This window comes from Streptomyces sp. NPDC002730, from assembly GCF_042888805.1.
GTDB lineage: Bacteria > Actinomycetota > Actinomycetes > Streptomycetales > Streptomycetaceae > Streptomyces.
Map to the genome: position 1 here is coordinate 372,648 of NZ_JBIAQG010000004.1, position 17,564 is coordinate 390,211.

The following is a 17,564-nucleotide window of genomic DNA, read 5'->3' on the forward strand; positions in this document are numbered from 1 at the left end:
CGCCCACCGACGCTGATTCAGTGGCTCATCCACTGAGCCACTGAATCGCGAAGGAGGGACGGCATGGAGGCGCTGCCCCGCGAGACCATCGTCGATGTCCTCGAGACCAGGCTGCGCGAGGACATCCTCGCCGGGCGGCATCAGGCCGGCAGCTATCTGCCGCCGGAGCGCCAACTCGCCGACGGATACGGCGTCACCCGTACCACCCTCAAGCACGCCTTCGGTCGCCTCGTCCAGGCCGGACTGCTGGAGACGCGGCACGGAGTGGGCACACGGGTACGCGACTATGCGCGGCTCGGCGGGGCCGATCTGCTGCCCATGCTGGTACGGCACAGTCCCGACTGGATAGGCGAAATCTTCGAAGTGCGGCGCAGTATTGGTGCGTTGATCGCCGAGCGGGCAGCGGTCCGCGCCACCGAGGAGCACCGGGCCGAGCTGCGTGCCCTGCTGGCGGCGGTGCGGACGGCCGACGGCGGGGACGCGGTGCAGCTGGCCGACATCGAGGTACACCGGGCGCTGGCCCGCGCCACCGGGAATCGCGTGTACGTGCTGCTGACCAACACTCTCTTCAACGCCTATCTGCCGGTGCGGGCCGCCCTCGTGGGCCCTTTCGCCAGCCCCGATGCGGCACACGCCAGGCTGGAACCCGTGGTCGAAGCCGTGGCGGCGGGTGACGAGAGCGCCGCGCGGCGAGCCGCGGAGACCTATCTGACGGCAACGGAGCGGATCATGCTGGAGGGCCTCGTATGAGTACACGTACGCGCAGGGGAACCAGGGGCACCGCGTTCCGGGAGACCATGCTCGGCACGGTCAGGCTCGAGGGGGAGGACCGGGCCCGCGCCGTCCGCCTCGACCTGGGCGCCGCGGCAGATCGCGTGCTGCGCCCCCGTGGCACGACCGAGGCGCGGATCACCGGCCGGATACGCATCGCCGGATGGGCCGACGACCCTTGTGCCGAGGGCGAGTTGGAGATATCACCGCTGGCCGGACGGCGTATCCGCTACCGGATCTCCTTCACGGCCGGCGATCGCCGACTCACCTTCGACGGCTGGAAGTCCGTGACGCCACGCAGGCCGCTGAGGTCGATGACCGTGCTGCCGTTCACGCTGTACGAGGAGGGCGTACAGGCCGGCGAAGGCACCTTGCGCTTCCCCGTGACGACGGGGCTCGTGCCCTTCCTCGCGAGCTTCCGTTTCCCGCGGCAGGAGGACGCGGGTGCGCACCTGGCGCCGCGCTGGAACGGCGAGCCGGGCCGCACCGAAGTCTGGTACACGACCTTGACCGATCCGGCGACCGGCACCGGGCTGTGGCTGCATCATGAGCTCACCGCGCCCGCTGACGGATCCGAGGCGTTCGCCCACGGCTGGGCCGCGGTGTTCCCCAAGGACGGTCCGGTACGGCACGCGCGTTTCGGCCCCGCGAAATGGACCGGGACCGGGGACGGCTTCACCGCGGACGGCGTGTCTGCCGGGCCCGGACGGCTCTCCGGCTCGGCGGGCACATTGCGCTGGGATCTGGCAGAACACGCCGATGGGACACCGCTGTTCACCTTCCCCCGCTGGTCCTGGCGCCGGCCTCTGCTGCCGGCCGCGCAGATGCTGCCGGCCGCGCGGGCCTCGTACGGCGGGACATTCTCGTACGAGAACACGACCCTGACCCCGGTCGGCGCGCCCGGAGCCTCCGCCCGGATCTACGGCCACGGCAACGCGCGCCGCTGGGCCTGGCTGCACGCGGATCTCGGCGCGGGCGATGTGCTGGAGATCGTGGCCGCGGTCTCCATGCGGCCCGGACTGCGCAGGCTGCCACCGCTGGTCTTTCTGCGGCTGCGCAGGGGCGGCCGTACCTGGCCGCGGCGGGCCGAGCGCACGGCGGTCGGCTGGGCCGGATTCGGGCGGTTCCGCTCCGCCATCGGGCTGCCCACCTGGACGGTGACCGGACGCGCGGGCCTGCGCCGCATCCGCGTCGAGGTCACCCAGCCCGAGGACCGCACGCTCGCGCTCGACTACACCGACCCCGACGGCTCTCACGCGATCTGCCGCAACAGTGAAAGCGCGGACGCGCACATCCTGTTGCAGCGCTGGTGGGGCGGCTGGCGCACCGAGGCCGAGTGGACCTTGGCCGGCACGGCGCACGCGGAGGTGGGCACGCGATGAGTCTCGACGGTCTCGTGGCCGCGCTCATCGCCGACGACGGCACCGCGGACTGGCCCGCCCGGGTCCCCGGCAGGCTGGAGGCCGTCATCGGCTCGATGCCCTCGCCGGCCCGTGCCGGGGTACGGGCGGCGGCGGGCGCCGTCGACGCGTATGCCGTGGTACGGACCGGACGCAGGCTCGCCGCTCTCACCGCCGCGGAGCGAGAGACCGTGCTCGGCGCCCTCGGTGCGCGCCCCGCGCTCCTGCCTCTCCTCGACGTACTCAAGGTGCCGGTCCTGCTTGCTGCCGGAACTGAGCGCATGCTCGAACACGGCCTACGCGCACCTGCGTTGGCGCGCGAGGATCCACCGCTCGACTGCACGCCGTCCCTCGACTGGCCGGCGCGCTCCACCGCCGACGCCGTGGTCATCGGCTCCGGCGCGGGCGGCGCCATGGCCGCACGGACCCTGGCCCGGGCGGGTCTCCGCGTCGTCGTACTCGAAGAAGGGCAGCACCACTCCACGGCGTCCTTCGGGCGGCGCACCCCGCTCGACCGATTCGCCGAGCTCTACCGGGACGGCGGGGCCACCGTCGCCGTGGGCAGTCCACCGCTGCTGCTTCCGGTGGGCCGGGCGGTCGGCGGTACGACGGTCGTCAACTCCGGGACCTGCTACCGCACTCCGGACCATGTCCTGGCGCGCTGGACGGGCGACTTCGGCTTCTCGCTCGCCGAGCGCTTCGGCCCGTACCTCGACGAGGCCGAACGCACGCTGCGGGTGGCCACCCAGCCGCTGGACGTCCTCGGCAACAACGGCCGGCTCGCGCTCGCCGGGGCCGAGCGCCTCGGCTGGCGGGCCGCGCCCCTGCGTCGCAACGCGACCGGCTGCAAGGGCTCCTGCCAGTGCGTGGTGGGCTGTCCGACCGGCGCCAAACAGAGCGTGCAGCTGTCGGTCCTGCCCGATGCCTGCGCCGCAGGAGCCCGCATCGTCACCGGCGCGCAGGCCCGACGCGTCCTGGTCGACGCCGGCCGTCCGGGCGGCCCGCGCGCGGCGGGCGTCGCCGTACGACGGGAGAACGGAGGCGAATTCGAGATCCTCGCCCCGCTGATCGTCGTTGCCGCAGGTGCCCTGCAGTCCCCGCCCCTGCTGCGCCGCTCGGGCCTCGGCCGGCATCCGAGGCTCGGCCGCAACCTCAGCGTCCACCCGGCGACCAGCGTCGCCGGCCGGTTCGCCGAGCCGGTCACCGCCTGGGAGGGAGTGCTGCAGAGCGTCGGTGTGGAGGAGCTGCACGGCGACGGTGTACTGATCGAAGCCACCGCGACCCCGCCGGGCATGGGCTCCTTCGTACTGCCGGGTCTGGGCAGCGAGTTGCGGCGCGAGCTGGAGAGCGCCGACCGGCTCGCCACCCTCGGAGCGATGATCGCCGACCGTCCGTCCGGCCGCGTACTGGGCCGGGAGCGAACACTGCTCCGCTACGACCTGGACCGGCGCGACGGGGACCGTTTGATGCGTGCCGTACGCGCCATGGGGCAACTCCTCTTCGCGGCGGGCGCGGAAGAGGTCCTCACCGGCATCCCCACCGCGCCCCGCGTCCGCACCCTGTCCGAACTGGACGAGACCCTCGCACACGTGGGCCCGCGCCGGCTGCACCTGTCCGCGTACCACCCCACGGGCACGGTGTCCGCAGGCGCCGACGCGCAGCGCTTCCCGGCCGACCCCGCCGGGCGGCTGCGCGGCGTGCACGGAGTATTGATCGCGGACGGCGCGGTGCTGCCGGGCTGCCCCGAGGTCAATCCGCAGCTGAGCATCATGGCCGCGGCGCTGGCGGTCGCCGAGGGCCACCTGGAGGGGTGACGGGCCGCGCCCGTTGTGCGGCTGCTCGGGTCGCTTCTGCGAGCGTCGTGCGCCCCGACGGTTGCCCACCGCCGGCCTGCCTCCCGCAGCAAGGGGCGGGACGGATGCCTGGAGATGCCCCTCTGCCCGGCCCACTGCGCTTGTGCCGGTGCCGGTCAGGGCGGATTCTGGAGGCAATGAACCGGGCTGGTGTGGCGCCATGAGCGCGTGGAGCGCGGCAAAAACTGCCGATTTCCGTGGCCCGCTCGACGTCGCGAGGGCTGCCACGGTGGTACTCGATGCCCAGGACACGGTCATCGGATGGAGCCGCGCAGCCGAGGTTCTCCTCGGCTACCCGCAGAACGAGATCGTCGGACGGCCGCTGGCCACGTTCCTGTCGCCCCGGCAGGCCTCCGAAAGCACTGTGGATCAGGAGTCCGCCCTGGCCTCGGGCACGCCGCTGAGCGGGAGTGAGATCCGCGTCGCCAAGCACCGGGACGGCCGTAGCCTGCTGGTCGCAACCTTGGTGTGTCCCCTGCCCGGCGCCGGCGCGGCGGCTCGTGTGCTCGTCGCGGCCGAACTGGAGCAGCTACGGCTGTGGGAATCCCGGCTGGCCCTGCTGCACGGCCTGGCCACCCAGTCGCCCGTCGGGCTGGGCATCTATGACACCGATCTGCGCCTGACGTGGTGCAACGCCGCATACGAACGGGAGATCGGGCTGCCGTTCGCCGAGTTTCGCGGCCTGCGGGCCGATGAGATGTACTCCGAGGGGAGGTTTGTGACGAAGGGGTACCCGGACACTCTCGACGCCGTCATGCACCACGTACTCGACACCGGCGAGCCGATCGTCGACCTGCACTTTCGCGGTGAGCCGCCCAGCGACCCCGGAAAAGACCACCTCTGGTCATGCTCCTACTACCGGTTGCAGGACGCCGACGGGCATGTATTCGGATTGTGCGAGGACGCATTCGACATCACTGAGCGCTACGAGGCCCAGCGGCGGCTGGCCCTGCTTGTCGAGGCCGGGCGCGCAGTCGGCACGGCCCTCGATGTGATTGTCACTGCCGAGGAGATCACCGAGGTGGCGGTCCCGGAGTTCGCCGACAGCGTCACGGTCGACCTGGTGAGGGAGGTGCTGGAGGGTGAGGTGCCGGCCGCCGACAGCCGGGGGGCACCTGCTCTCGTACGGGCCGCCTCCCGCTCCGCCCCGGCGACGAGCGGGCCGGGCGGTTCCGGCGATCGGGGCGATCCGGAGGAGCCGCGTCAGTCTTCGCCCGTCGCCTACCCGCCTGGTTCGCCGCAGTACCGCGCTCTCTCCTCCGGCGGGCTCACGCTGGTGGACGACACCTTGGTTGTGCCGTTGCGGGCAGGGGGCGACACGCTGGGACTGATCACTTTCCTCCGTAGTGCCACGTTGGCCACGTTCGAGAGCGGCGAGGTCGCACTCGCCGACGAGCTGGCGGCCCGTACGGCGGTGTGCATCGACAACGCCCGGCGCTTCACCCGTGAACGCACGGCCTCACTCGCCCTGCAGCGCCACCTTCTGCCGCAACATCTGCCGCAGCCGTCGGCGGTCGACCTGGCGCATCGCTATCTGCCTACGGACAACCTGACAGGGGTCGGCGGCGACTGGTTCGACGTCATCGCGCTTTCCGGAACCCGGGTGGGACTCGTCGTCGGGGATGTGGTCGGCCATGGCCTGCAGGCCGCGGCCACCATGGGACGGCTGCGCACCACCGTACGCGCGCTCGCACAGCTGGACCTGGCCCCGGACGAACTGCTCATGAGACTCGACAATCTGGTGGGCACGGCGGCGGAGGAACAGTCGGAAGCACTCGGCACGCCCGCCACTCATGAGGACGACGCCACCGGGGCGACGTGTCTCTACGTGGTCTACGATCCGGTCTCGCGACGCTGCAGCATGGCCCGGGCGGGGCACCTGCCGCCGGTGGTGGTGGACCCCGACGGCCGCGTGTCCTTCCCGGATCTGCCAGCCGGGCCGCCGCTGGGGCTCGGCGGCCTGCCGTTCGAGTCCATGGAGATCGAGCTGCCGGTGGGCAGCCTGTTGGCCCTCTTCACCGACGGCCTGGTCGAAACCCGCGACCGCGACGTCGATCAGGGGCTCGACAACCTGGGACGGGTGCTCGGCGACCTCGGCGGGTCACTGGATGAACTGTGCGACCGCGTAATGTCGGGACTCCTGCCGGACGGTACGACAGAAGACGACGCGGCACTGCTGATCGTCCGTACCCGTGAACTCGACGCCGGGCAGGTGGCCGAATGGGAGCTGCCCGCCGAACCGGTCGCAGTGGGCCATGCCCGGGAGCTGGCCACCGGACAGCTTCACGAATGGCGCCTGGAAGAGCTGTCGTTCTCGACCGAGCTCGTCGTCAGCGAGCTGGTCACCAATGCGATCCGGCATGCGGAGGGTCCGTTGCGTCTGCGTCTCATCCGTGATCGCACGCTCGTATGCGAGGTCGCGGACACCGGCCACACCTCGCCACACCTGCGCCACAGTGCGGAGGACGACGAGGGCGGGCGGGGGCTGTTCATCGTCGCGCAGCTTGTTCACCGATGGGGCACGCGTTACACCGAGTCCGGGAAGACCATCTGGACGGAACAGACGTTTCCTTCGGAGGGATGAGGGGCGGCGGGGCTGTTGCACCGTACAGTCGCCCCGCCCGAGAAGGGGCGGGGCGACTGCTGTGTGGTTGCGCGGCCGGGCACCACGCCCGGCGGCGCAACGGCGGGCGGGCAGCCCTGTCAGGCATGTCAGCCCAGCGCCACCGTGAACACATGGATGTTCTGGTTGTCCGGCAGTGTCACGCTCCTGATGGTCTTGCCGGAGGGCGCGTGGAAGGACTTGGTGGCAAAGATGTAGGCGTCCACCACGTCCTTGTCGCCGCCGCTGACATTGCGGTACGGGGTCCTGGCGACGGTCTCGTTCCCGTACTGGACCGTGCCGCCCCCGCCGCCGACCGTCCAGTCGGTGAAGGACAGATCGGCTGTGCCCGAACTGCCGTCGGTGTACGTCACCTTCGCCGTCGCCGCCTGGTTGCCGTTGACCGCGCTGCCGACGAAGGAGAGCGCGGCCGGCGTGCCGACGAGGTCGATCGTCTGGCCGGTGGCCGAGGCGTTGTCGGGGCGGGCCACTGGTGATGCGGGCCAGGTGAACTCAAGGCCCTGGGTGGTGCCCTTGGCGCCCGGCGCGAGTCCGGCGCCGGTGAGTGCCTGGCGCGAGTAGCTCCAGCCGCCGCCGTCGTAGTCGGCTTCGTCGTGCTCGCCCGCATCGTCGGAGGCGCCGGCGTTGTTGTACGCGGCGAGCAGACTGCCGGGCTTCGCGACAGTGAGGGTGACCGGCTGCTTCACGGCCAGGCCACCGTCACTCGTGACGGCCACCTCGGCATCGTAGAAGCCTTCCGCCGTCCGCTCTCCTGCCGTCAGCTTGATCTCGGCGACGCCATCCGGCCCGACCGTGCCGGAGGCGGGTGAGGCGGTGAGTCCGGCCGGCGCGGTGACCTTGAAGTCCACGTCCGGTCCCTCGCCTGAACTCACCTGTACAGCCGCGACCTTGACGGTCAGTGAGCCGCCGGGAGCGATGGTCCCGGTGGTCGGTCCGACGCCGATCTGGTAAGGCTGCTCGCCGGTGCGGAACGACGGCGGGGTGCTGTCGGCGGCCGAACCCCAGGAGCGGTTGGGCTCCTTGCCGAGGGTGTAGTCGAGGCTCCCGCCACGAGCGACGAGGGAGGCGGGCAGCCACGGCCTGTCGCTCGTCGCGCCGTTGAGCTTCAGTGACTGGACATACGGGGCGTCGGCGGCCGCGCCCGGTGCCCTCACGGTGATGTCACGATGGCCGCGCTCGATCTGGATGCGCGGGAACAGCGGTGACGACAGGACGAGTTCGGCGCGCGATGGCACCTGCGGGTACATGCCCATCGCGGAGAAGACGTACCAGGAGGACATGGCGCCGAGGTCGTCGTTGCCTGGAATGCCCTCGGGCGCGGTGGACCACAGTTTCCGCATCGCGGCCCGTACGGTCTCCTGCGTCTTGTACGGCTGGCCTGCGTACGCGTACAGGTAGGGCACGTTGATGGACGGTTCGTTGTCCATCTCGGACTTGTCGCCGCCGCTGCCGGTGAAGGCCCAGCTGCCGTCGGAGTTGTGGAAGAAGGAGTCCAGGCGCTTTATGGCCTGGTCCTTGCCGCCCATCGCCGCGAAGAGACCCGCGGCATTGTGCGGGACCATCCAGGTGTACTGGGCCGCGGTGCCCTCGACGAAGCCATTGCCGGTGGCCGGTGTGAAGCCGGTGACCCAGCTGCCGTCGGCCTTGCGGTTGGCGATGTATCCGCCGGTCGGGTCGGCGGCGGCGTTGAAGTTGTTCTGCCACCACTGGGCACGCTCGGCGAACGTCTTGGCCGTCCTCTTCCTGCCTGCCGCGGTGGCGAGCTGGGAGAGGGCGAAGTCGGCGCCGGAGATCTCCAGGGTCTCGGCCGCGCCGCCCCAGGCATTCGAGACGGACGGCATGTAGTGGCTGGCCAGGTACTTGTCGAGGGACGGCCGCTGCCCCACCGAAAGGATCGGCTTTCCGGCCGGGCTCAGATCCTTCTCGGTCGGTACGGTCGCCGCCTTGACCAGCGAGTCCAGTGCTCCTCCCAGGTCGAAGCCGTCGCCGCCGAAGGCGTGGATGCCGGCGAGGGCGGCGGGCGACGGGTCTCCGTTCATGACGTGCGTACCGCCGGAGTTGTGGATCCACCGGTCCCACAGGCCGCCGTTCTGGCGGGCGAGGTTGTACAGCGACTGGGCGATGTCCGAGCCGGTGTGCGGCTTGATGAGCGTCAGAAGCTGGAGCTGCGAGCGGTAGACGTCCCAGCCCGAGAAGGTGCCGTACTGGGCCTTCTGCCTGCCTCCTACCGTGTGGACCTTGCCGTCGCTGCCCGCGTACCGCCCGTCGGAGTCGTTGACGACGTTGGGGTGCAGGAGGGCGTGGTAGAGCGCGGAGTAGAAGGTCGTGCGGTCGGTGTCGGAGCCGCCACCGACGCGGATGGCGGAGAGTTCGCGACGCCAGGCGTCGTGCGCGGCCCGCCGTACGTCGTCGAAGGAGCGGGCCGGCGGGTTCTCGGCGGCGAGATTGGCCTCGGCGCCCTTCTGGTCGACATAGGAGATCGCCACCTTCACGCCGACGGGGTCCTTGCCGGGCGCGAACTGAACGTATCCGCCCGAGCCCTTGCCCGCGGCAGGGCGGCCGTCGGTGCCGAAGCCGCCCGTCCCGCCGTCGGCCGTGGTGGCGCTCGGCTTCAACTCGCCGTCCTTCCAGGTCCCGTGGGACGTGAAGGCGCGGTCGAAGGTGGCGGTGAAGTGGACCGTGTAGTAGCTGCGCCGTCCCTCGGGATCGAGGTATCCGCAGAAGTTTCCGCTGGTGACCGAGCCGGAGACGGTGCGGCGCTGCGGATCGATGTCGATCCGCGCGTCCGTGGAGCCGACCTCGGAGTTGGCGCTGCGGATGAGGAGCGAGGCCGCCTTGTCCTCGGGGAACATGAAGCGGCCGGAGCCGGTACGGGTGGTGGCGCTCAGGTCGGCGGTGACGCCGGACTTCAGCGCGACCTTGTAGTGACCTGGTTCGGCGGTTTCGTCGGCGTGGCTGAAGTCGGATGCGTACACCGCGTCCTTGGTGTCCGCGGCGGGGGAGGAGGTGACCTCGCCCGCGTACGGGAAGAGCGGGATGTCGCCGGAGCCGCCCGCGCAACCGGTGCCGGACATATGGGTCAGGCTGAAGCCGCGGATGCGGGTGGCGTCGTATTGATAACCGCCCGGAGCGGCAGTGCGGGTGGCGTCTCCGCGGGTGTTCTCGGGACTCCAGGAGAGCATCCCCTGCGGGAGAACGGCGCCGGGAAAGGTGTTGCCGCCGTTCCTGCTGCCGATCAGCGGGTTGACGTAGGCGGTTGGATCACTGACGAGGGGCAATGCCGTGTCCGCCGCCGCGGGAGCGGCGAGCGCGGGCACGGTGAGCCCCACGGTCAGCGCCACGGCCGCGAAGGCGGCCGGGAGCTTCAAGGGCATGGCGGTCCTGCCTTGTCGGAAGGGCCACGCACGACGGGTCGAACAAGCCGGAGGGGACCGTACCGCACATCCCACGCATCCCGTAAGGGCACCCTCGCCCCCGTGTACTCAAGCCGCTCAGCCCCCGATTCCGAACACCCTTGACGACACTGGGCGGTTGGCGTTCTACTGATCGGCATCTCCCGATTGACAACGTTGTCGCGCTGCGCGGGTCGAACAAGCCCAAGCCCGTCCAAGGTCGGCAACACAGAGGGGCGCGTCATGAAGTGGCCCTCACCCGCCACGACGCCGAGCGCTGACCGGGCGCTCGGCCGGTTGCTTGTGCCGCCGCTGGAAGCGGAATCGCGATGGAGCAGCGAGCCCCTGCCGAATCCCTCGGCAGGGGCTCCCGGTGCTGGTGCCGGACGTCAGGCCACTGCGCCCCCGCCGTGTGCCAGTGGCCACTCCCGGTGCAGGCTGCCCAGGGGGATGCGGTGCTGGAACACGGGCGTACCGAAGATGGACAACTGCAGCTGCAGCCATCCCGTCAGATCCACCCCGCCGTAGATCTTCCAGGATCCCGCGACGGTTCCCGGTGTCGCGACAGCGGTGGCCTCGCCTCGTAGGTAGGGGGCGAGATCGGCGGTGACGCCGACCGCGCCGTACAGACCGACCGTGGCCTCGGCGCCGAGGGCGGCCTTCACGTTGCCGGCCGCGGTCACCTTCGCCCGTACCGGGGTGCCGGTCATGTCGGAGGTACTGACAGGCTTCCATCCACCCGACTTCGAGTAGCTGCCGCCGATCCGGAAGCCACCCTTGAGGTCCTGCTTGATGTCGACGGTGACGGTGCCGTCCGCGGCCACCTGGGCGTACGCCGTGAGGTCGAGATTCACCACCACCGGCACAGGCCCGACCTGGATCACGGGATCGGCGTGCAGCTTGGCGAACGGAATCCGCACCGGCTTGCCGCCCGCGACGGCTTTGCCCTTCAGCTGCCACTGCGACGTCCAGTCACCGCTCAGTCCCAGGAAGGCGGCGTCCGGCGTGAGGACGGAGGACCCGTCGTACGAGAACTCGACCGCGGGTGCCAGCTGCACATAGCCGGCGACCGACGCCGCCCCCGCCACGGGAGCGCCCTCGGTGACCGGCAGCGGAACCGACGCGCCGACATCGATCCGCAGGCTTCCGAGCGGCAACTTCGCACCTTGGGGGCCGACATGGATGTTCCCGGCCTTCGCCCAGGAGACCTTTACTCCCTGGACCAGCGGCTCGACGTCGACGGTCGCCGGATCGACCGGGACCGTGCCCTGTGCCTTGTCGTCACCGAGCAGCGCGCTGAGCTTCGCCGGCTCAGTCCTGACTTCGGTGCCCTTGTCGGTCTTTCCCGCCACGTCGGTGACCTTGGCGAGCAGCCCGTCGGGCGCTCCGGGTGTGGGACCGCTGGCGATGACGTCGCCGACGGCGGGAGTGTTCTTGGCGGGTGTGGCCCCTGAAGGGGCTTTCTCCGCGCTGGATATGACAGCCCGTCGACTGGCGCGGTCGTAGGAGGCGACCTTCAGTGGCGACTTCTTCGCCTTCCCGCCGCCGTCTGCCCGCGCGACGGCGGTCGGCTTCCCCTCGGGCACCCCGTCCACGGCAAGCTGCCGCGAGGGGCTGGGGTCCGGGTTCGCGATGCTGGTGGGGTGCTGGGCGCCGGCGGCCGCGGCGGGTGGTGTCCCGGTCCCGGCCGAACAGCCGGTTGCGAGCAGGGAAATGGAGGCCAGAGTCAGTAAAACGACATGTCTGGCAGGGAGCTTACGCACGTAGGAATCCTCGGAGCGTGTGTTGGGGGAGACGCGCAACAGGGGAAGGACTCGCCTGTACCAGCGAGTAACAACTGGCCGTACGATCCCACACGCATCAGGGCCATAGCGGAGATTCCTGGGAATCCGGGGGATGACCTGGATCACATCGCCGCCCCGCGAACTGCCGTGCGCACGAAGGCCACTTCGGGCGGTCCGGGAACGACGACATCCCGCTCGATCGGCCGGAGAGCGAATGGAATCGCGTCATATGCGGTCACGAGAGTGGGCGGGGGGACATCCGTATCCCTCAACGACCCTTGGTGTAAAGGCACTTGTGTGCTTCACGCTTGCCGATGAGGATGCTGCCCGGGCCGACCGAAGCGCCGGAGAACCTGTGGCGGACCCCGCCCGATCTCGATGTCACCGGTACCAACGGGCAGGAGCCGATCTTGCTCCGCGAGGGCCTGCTGCACATGATCGAGGAGATCGAGGAGTACGCCCGGCAGAACGGCCACGCCGACTTTCTGCGCGAGTGGATCGACGGAAGAGTGGGTCAGTGGGCGTCGGGCCGGTTCGGCGCCCCCGACGGGAACCAGCCACACCACGGAGACCGCCGCACTGTTCTCGAGCACGCTCGAGGCACAGTCGTCGTCGAAGCGGACCGGGATCGCCGCCGGCGCCCGCTTCGCGCCGGTCTGCCACAAACCTGATGCGGCCCTGGCGTCGGCCGGACCTCTGTGGAACAGGGCGGGCGCCCGGTCGCACGAGACCAGATCTGCGGAACACACGTAGAAGCCCGCACGCGGCGCCCGCCTTCCCTAGGCTGGAAGTGACAGGTCCCAGATGCGTGACGAGGTGGGTGTGCCTCCTCGGAGGGCGGCTCGCTCTGCGAAGACCGGTCGGATGCGAGGGAAGATGAGACGTCCGGCGATGGAGCCACCGAGCCCACGGGTGCACCCCGTGGGCCGGGCGAAGCGTGTCCGCTCCCGGCGACCGGGGCGCTGGGGACTGTGAGAGAGCGGATCCGGGTCTTCGGTGGGGCGGTGCTCGCCGCTGTCTATGTGCTGGGCAAGAGGAACGACAGTCTGGAACTTGCGGAGTCGGCGGGAGGGTCCGGCGCCCTGTACGGGCTGTCGCCCAGCTATCCCCTCTCCGGTCATTCTCCCGTGGCGGACGCCTTCCACACCGGCCGTCCCCTGTGGTTGAACGCGGCGGGGATCGCCGCCTACGGCGAGAACCCCCCGGAGATCCTGCCCGCCAACATCTCGCTGGGCGCACTGCCGCTCGGTGCGAACGGCATTCCGCTGGGCTGTCTGGTTGTCGTGGACGACGTCGCGGACGGCTTCGACGCCGACCGGCGCAACTTTCTGGAGCTCTACGCCGACCAGGTCACCGCATGGCTCGAAGCAGGCGGTGAACCTGACTCCCGCGCCGGCCGCACGGGGCCCCGGCCGCTGCTGGGCCCCGCCCTGGACCGCTTCTGCGTCGGCTCGTTCACCCTGCTCCTGAGCACGGGGCGGATCGACGTGGACGCCCGGGTGCTCAACCTGGTCGACATCCCGCGGGACGACTTCGACGGACGTTTGGAGACGCTGCTGGCGCACACCGTCCCCGACGATCTGCCCGCGCTGATGTCCGTCGTCGAGCCGGGCCACATAACCTCCGGTGGCCGGGAACTCGAGTTCCGCATCCGCCGCCCCACCGGCGAACTGCGCTGGCTACGCCTGCGGTACCGGGTGCTGGCGGACAGCGAAGGCAAGCCGGAGCGGGTGCTCGGAGTGGTCGCCGACGCCTCGCATCTGCGGCCCACCGCCGACGAGGTCTCCAGGGTGCAGCGACTGTCCGTCGCGCTGGCCGGTGCGATGACCGTCCGGGACGTCAGCAGGGCGGTGGTCGCCGCCCTGCGCGACCCGCTGGAAGCAGATCGGGTGGCTCTTGCCGAGCTGGAGGGCGACCGGTTGGTGGTCACAGTCCTCGATCCACCGGAACCCGATGCCTGGCCGGGGCTCTGGCGGTCCGAATGGCGGTCCGAGTGGCCCGATGCGCCCGCGGGCGCGCTGCCCACGCTGGAGGCCGCGGTGCGCGAGGGCCGTATGAGCCTGTGGACGGCGGGTTCCACCCTTGAACCGGGCCTCAGGGGCGTGGGCCCCGGTGGTCTCGCTGTCCTGCCGCTCCCGGCCGAAGGCCAGGTGGTCGGCGCGTGCCTGGTCGGATGGGACGAGCCGCACGCGTTCGGCCCCGAGGAGCGGTACCTGCTCACCGCGACCGCGGGCCTGGTGGGACAGGCCCTGGTGCGCGCCCGTGCGCTCGACGCCGAGCACGAGCTCGCCACGATGCTCCAGCGCAGCCTGCTGCCCCGTAAGCTCCCGCGGCTGTCCGGCGCGGTGGCGGTCGCCCGCTATCTGCCGGCGACGGTGGGACTGGCGGTGGGCGGCGACTGGTACGACGTGATCCCGCTCTCCGAGAACCATGTGGCGCTGGTCGTCGGGGATGTGCAGGGGCACAACGCGGGTGCCGCGACGATCATGGGCCAGATGCGTACGGCGATCAGGGCCTATGCCGTGGAGGGCCATCCGCCCGACGTGGTCGTCTCCCGCGCCAATCGCCTGCTCGTCGGCATGGAGACCGACCTCTTCGCCACCTGCTGCTATGTCGCCATCGACATGGAGGAGGGCACCGCCTGGTGCGTCCGGGCGGGGCATCTCCCGCCGTTGCTTCGTATCCCGGGCGGCGGCACCGCGGAGGTGGAGATCGAGGGTGGGCCGCCGCTGGGCGTGGTGGCGGAGGCGGAGTTCCCGATGACCACGGTCGCACTGGCCCCGGGCGCGGTTCTCGCGCTGCTGACGGACGGCCTCGTCGAGTCGTCGAGCCTTCACCTGGACGACGGCCTGCGCCGCGTGTGCGACGCACTCTCCACCGCCGATCCGTCCGATGCCGGGCGGATGGCCGACGACCTGCTCGGCGGCGTCAACCGGCGCGACGACGATGTGGCCCTGATGCTCCTGCGCTACGACGGGATAGGGGTCCGGCCGCTCCGGGCGACCTGGACGGTGTGGAGGCTGCCCGACGCCGTCGCGCACGCGCGCCGCTTCACCTCCCGCACACTGCGCTCCTGGAACGTGACGGAAGAGCGCGACGCGATCCTGCTGATCGCCTCCGAGCTGGTCACCAATGCCTTGGTGCACACCCAGGGTCAGGTGCGCCTCGACCTCACATTCACGGGGGAGCGGCTGAGGGTGGCGGTGAGCGACTCGTCGCCGCGCGCGCCCGTCAAACCGGCGAGTATGGACTGGGAGGCGACCGGTGGCCGGGGGATCCTGCTCGTCGAGGCGGTGTCGGCGTCGTACGGCTCCGTGCCGCTCGGCGGCGGGAAGCAGGTGTGGGCGGAGGCCGTCCTGCCACGGCGCGAGCTCTGACCGGGGGTATGCAGGTAGGCCAGGGCCCTGTCGAGAGGGGTGCGGTCACGAGATATCTTGATGTCGAGCAATGTTGCAGACGTGGAGCGGAGCACCCGGTGACTGACTCGACCATCATCTATACGCACACTGACGAGGCCCCGGCCCTGGCGACCCATTCGTTCTTGCCTGTGGTCCAGGCCTACGCCTCGACGGCCGGGGTCACTGTGGAGACGCGTGACATCTCGCTCGCGGGGCGCATTATCGCCAGCTTCCCCGAGCACCTGGAAGAGGGCCAGCGGGTCGACGACGCCCTCGCCGAGCTCGGCGATCTGGCCAAGACGCCCGGCGCGAACATCATCAAGCTGCCGAACATCTCGGCTTCGATCCCGCAGCTGAAGGCGGCGATCGCTGAGCTGCAGCAGCAGGGCTACGCGCTGCCGGACTACCCGGACGACCCGAAGTCCGACGAGGACCGTGACGTCCGCGCGCGTTACGACAAGGTCAAGGGCAGTGCCGTCAACCCGGTGCTGCGTGAGGGCAACTCCGACCGCCGTGCCCCGGCGTCGGTGAAGAACTACGCCAAGGCGCACCCGCACAGGATGGGTGCGTGGGTCTCCGACTCGAAGACGAACGTCGCGCACATGGACGCCGACGACTTCCGCTCCACCGAGAAGTCCGCGGTCATCGCCGAGGACGGCTCACTGCGCATCGAGCTGGCGGGGGACGACGGCAGCACCACCGTCCTGCGCGAGTCGGTGCCCGTGCTGACGGGCGAGGTTGTGGACGCGTCGGTGATGCGGGTGGCGGCGCTGCGTGAGTTCTTCACCGCGCAGGTCGCGCGTGCCAAGGCCGAGGGCGTGCTGTTCTCGGTGCACCTGAAGGCCACGATGATGAAGGTCTCCGACCCGATCATCTTCGGTCACGTAGTACGGGCCTTCTTCCCGAAGACGTTCGCCGAGCACGGCGCGGCGCTCGCCGCGGCCGGACTGAGCCCGAACGACGGGCTCGGTGGCATCCTCAAGGGCCTGGAGTCGCTGCCCGAGGGCGCGGCGATCAAGGCGTCCTTCGAGGCCGAGCTCGCTGAGGGCCCGGCCCTGGCGATGGTCGACTCCGACCGGGGCATCACCAATCTGCACGTACCGAGCGATGTCATCGTCGACGCCTCCATGCCGGCCATGATCCGCACCTCCGGTCACATGTGGGGCCCGGACGGCCAGGAGGCCGACACCCTCGCGGTTCTCCCCGACAGCAGCTACGCCGGCATCTACCAGGTCGTCATCGACGACTGCCGCGCGAACGGCGCCTTCGACCCGTCGACGATGGGCTCGGTGCCCAACGTCGGCCTCATGGCGCAGAAGGCCGAGGAGTACGGCAGCCACGACAAGACCTTCGAGATCCCCGCCACGGGAACGGTGCGGGTCGTCGACGGCGGTGGCAACGTCGTGCTCGAGCAGGCCGTGGGCGCCGGCGACATCTTCCGCATGTGCCAGACCAAGGACCTGCCGATCCAGGACTGGGTCAAGCTCGCCGTCACCCGCGCCCGCGCGACCGGCGACCCGGCGGTGTTCTGGCTCGACGAGGGCCGCGCGCACGATGCGGTCCTCATTGAGAAGGTCAAGACCTATCTCGCCGAGCACGACACCGACGGGCTGCAGATCGAGATCTTGTCGCCGGTCGACGCGACCGCGTTCTCCCTGGAGCGCATCCGCCGCGGCGAGGACACGATCTCGGTCACCGGCAACGTGCTGCGCGACTACCTGACCGACCTGTTCCCGATCCTTGAGCTCGGCACGAGCGCGAAGATGCTCTCCGTCGTCCCGCTCATGAACGGTGGCGGACTGTTCGAGACCGGCGCCGGCGGCTCCGCGCCCAAGCACGTCCAGCAGCTCGTCAAGGAGAACTACCTGCGCTGGGACAGCCTGGGCGAGTTCCTCGCGCTCGCGGTCAGCTTCGAGCACCTCGCGCAGACGACGGGCAACGCGCGCGCTCAGGTGCTCGCCGACACGCTCGACCGTGCCACCGGCGCCTTCCTCAATGAGAACAAGTCGCCCAGCCGTCGGCTTGGTGGCATCGACAACCGCGGGAGCCACTTCTACCTGGCGCTCTACTGGGCGCAGGAGCTGGCGAAGCAGACCGACGACGCCCAGCTCGCGGAGGCGTTCGCCGCCCTCGCCAAGACGCTGAGCGAGCAGGAGCAGACCATCGTCGACGAGCTGATCGCGGTGCAGGGTTCGCCGGCCGACATCGGTGGCTACTACCAGCCCGACGCGTCCAAGGCCTCGGCGGTCATGCGTCCGTCGGCGACCTTCAACCAGGCCCTCGCGATCCTCGGCTGACGCGATGGCTGCGGACGGGTGAGGGTGCCCGGGTCTTGCCACTGCC

Annotated in this window: 9 protein-coding genes; 7 read left to right on the forward strand and 2 right to left on the reverse strand. The window is 70.5% G+C overall.

All coding sequences use genetic code 11. The annotated features are described in order from the left end of the window. Positions 1–63: 63 nt before the first annotated feature. From ACFYXH_RS12815 to ACFYXH_RS12830, 4 genes are all read left to right on the forward strand, one after another. The gene (locus ACFYXH_RS12815; protein ID WP_389562100.1) at positions 64–750 is read left to right on the forward strand and encodes a FadR/GntR family transcriptional regulator; all 687 of its coding nucleotides are present in this window, start codon (positions 64–66) and stop codon (positions 748–750) included. Then, the gene (locus ACFYXH_RS12820) at positions 747–2,153 is read left to right on the forward strand and encodes a hypothetical protein (protein ID WP_389562101.1); all 1,407 of its coding nucleotides are present in this window, start codon (positions 747–749) and stop codon (positions 2,151–2,153) included. The genes ACFYXH_RS12815 and ACFYXH_RS12820 overlap by 4 nt, the downstream gene beginning before the upstream one ends. Then, positions 2,150–3,985 (forward strand): GMC family oxidoreductase N-terminal domain-containing protein, encoded by a 1,836-nt coding sequence (locus ACFYXH_RS12825; RefSeq protein WP_389562102.1) that lies wholly within the window; start codon positions 2,150–2,152, stop codon positions 3,983–3,985. Before ACFYXH_RS12820 ends, ACFYXH_RS12825 begins: the two co-directional genes overlap by 4 nt. 199 nt (positions 3,986–4,184) lie before the next feature. Beyond that, positions 4,185–6,608, forward strand: coding sequence for a SpoIIE family protein phosphatase (locus ACFYXH_RS12830; RefSeq protein ID WP_389562103.1), 2,424 nt, complete (start codon positions 4,185–4,187; stop codon positions 6,606–6,608). A gap of 128 nt (positions 6,609–6,736) precedes the next feature. Here the strand turns inward: ACFYXH_RS12830 and ACFYXH_RS12835 are convergent, their stop codons facing one another. Together ACFYXH_RS12835 and ACFYXH_RS12840 are read right to left on the reverse strand one after the other, a co-directional pair. Further along, positions 6,737–10,021 carry a GH92 family glycosyl hydrolase gene (locus tag ACFYXH_RS12835; RefSeq protein ID WP_389562104.1) on the reverse strand — a complete coding sequence of 1,095 codons (3,285 nt, stop codon included), beginning with the start codon at positions 10,019–10,021 and terminating at the stop codon, positions 6,737–6,739. A 407-nt stretch (positions 10,022–10,428) separates the two neighbouring features. Further along, entirely contained in the window at positions 10,429–11,802 is a 1,374-nt protein-coding gene (locus tag ACFYXH_RS12840; protein ID WP_389562105.1) for a hypothetical protein, read from the reverse strand. A 335-nt stretch (positions 11,803–12,137) separates the two neighbouring features. Here ACFYXH_RS12840 and ACFYXH_RS12845 point away from each other — a divergent pair, with 335 nt between their 5' ends. The 3 genes from ACFYXH_RS12845 to ACFYXH_RS12855 all read left to right on the forward strand — a co-directional run bounded on the left by ACFYXH_RS12845 (position 12,138) and on the right by ACFYXH_RS12855 (position 17,518). Continuing rightward, complete coding sequence (locus ACFYXH_RS12845; protein ID WP_389562106.1) at positions 12,138–12,494, forward strand: DUF664 domain-containing protein; 357 nt, start codon at positions 12,138–12,140, stop codon at positions 12,492–12,494. 300 nt (positions 12,495–12,794) lie between these two features. Next, positions 12,795–15,200 carry a SpoIIE family protein phosphatase gene (locus ACFYXH_RS12850; RefSeq protein ID WP_389562107.1) on the forward strand — a complete coding sequence of 802 codons (2,406 nt, stop codon included), beginning with the start codon at positions 12,795–12,797 and terminating at the stop codon, positions 15,198–15,200. 98 nt (positions 15,201–15,298) lie between these two features. After that, positions 15,299–17,518 (forward strand): NADP-dependent isocitrate dehydrogenase, encoded by a 2,220-nt coding sequence (locus ACFYXH_RS12855; RefSeq protein ID WP_389562108.1) that lies wholly within the window; start codon positions 15,299–15,301, stop codon positions 17,516–17,518. The last annotated feature ends 46 nt before the right edge of the window (positions 17,519–17,564 follow it).

Coding starts and splice junctions, on each gene's coding strand:
- ACFYXH_RS12815 (WP_389562100.1), top strand. CDS start 64: ATGGAGGCGCTGCCCCGCGAGACCATCGTCGATGTCCTCGAGACCAGG.
- ACFYXH_RS12820 (WP_389562101.1), top strand. CDS start 747: ATGAGTACACGTACGCGCAGGGGAACCAGGGGCACCGCGTTCCGGGAG.
- ACFYXH_RS12825 (WP_389562102.1), top strand. CDS start 2,150: ATGAGTCTCGACGGTCTCGTGGCCGCGCTCATCGCCGACGACGGCACC.
- ACFYXH_RS12830 (WP_389562103.1), top strand. CDS start 4,185: ATGAGCGCGTGGAGCGCGGCAAAAACTGCCGATTTCCGTGGCCCGCTC.
- ACFYXH_RS12835 (WP_389562104.1), bottom strand. CDS start 10,021: ATGCCCTTGAAGCTCCCGGCCGCCTTCGCGGCCGTGGCGCTGACCGTG.
- ACFYXH_RS12845 (WP_389562106.1), top strand. CDS start 12,138: ATGAGGATGCTGCCCGGGCCGACCGAAGCGCCGGAGAACCTGTGGCGG.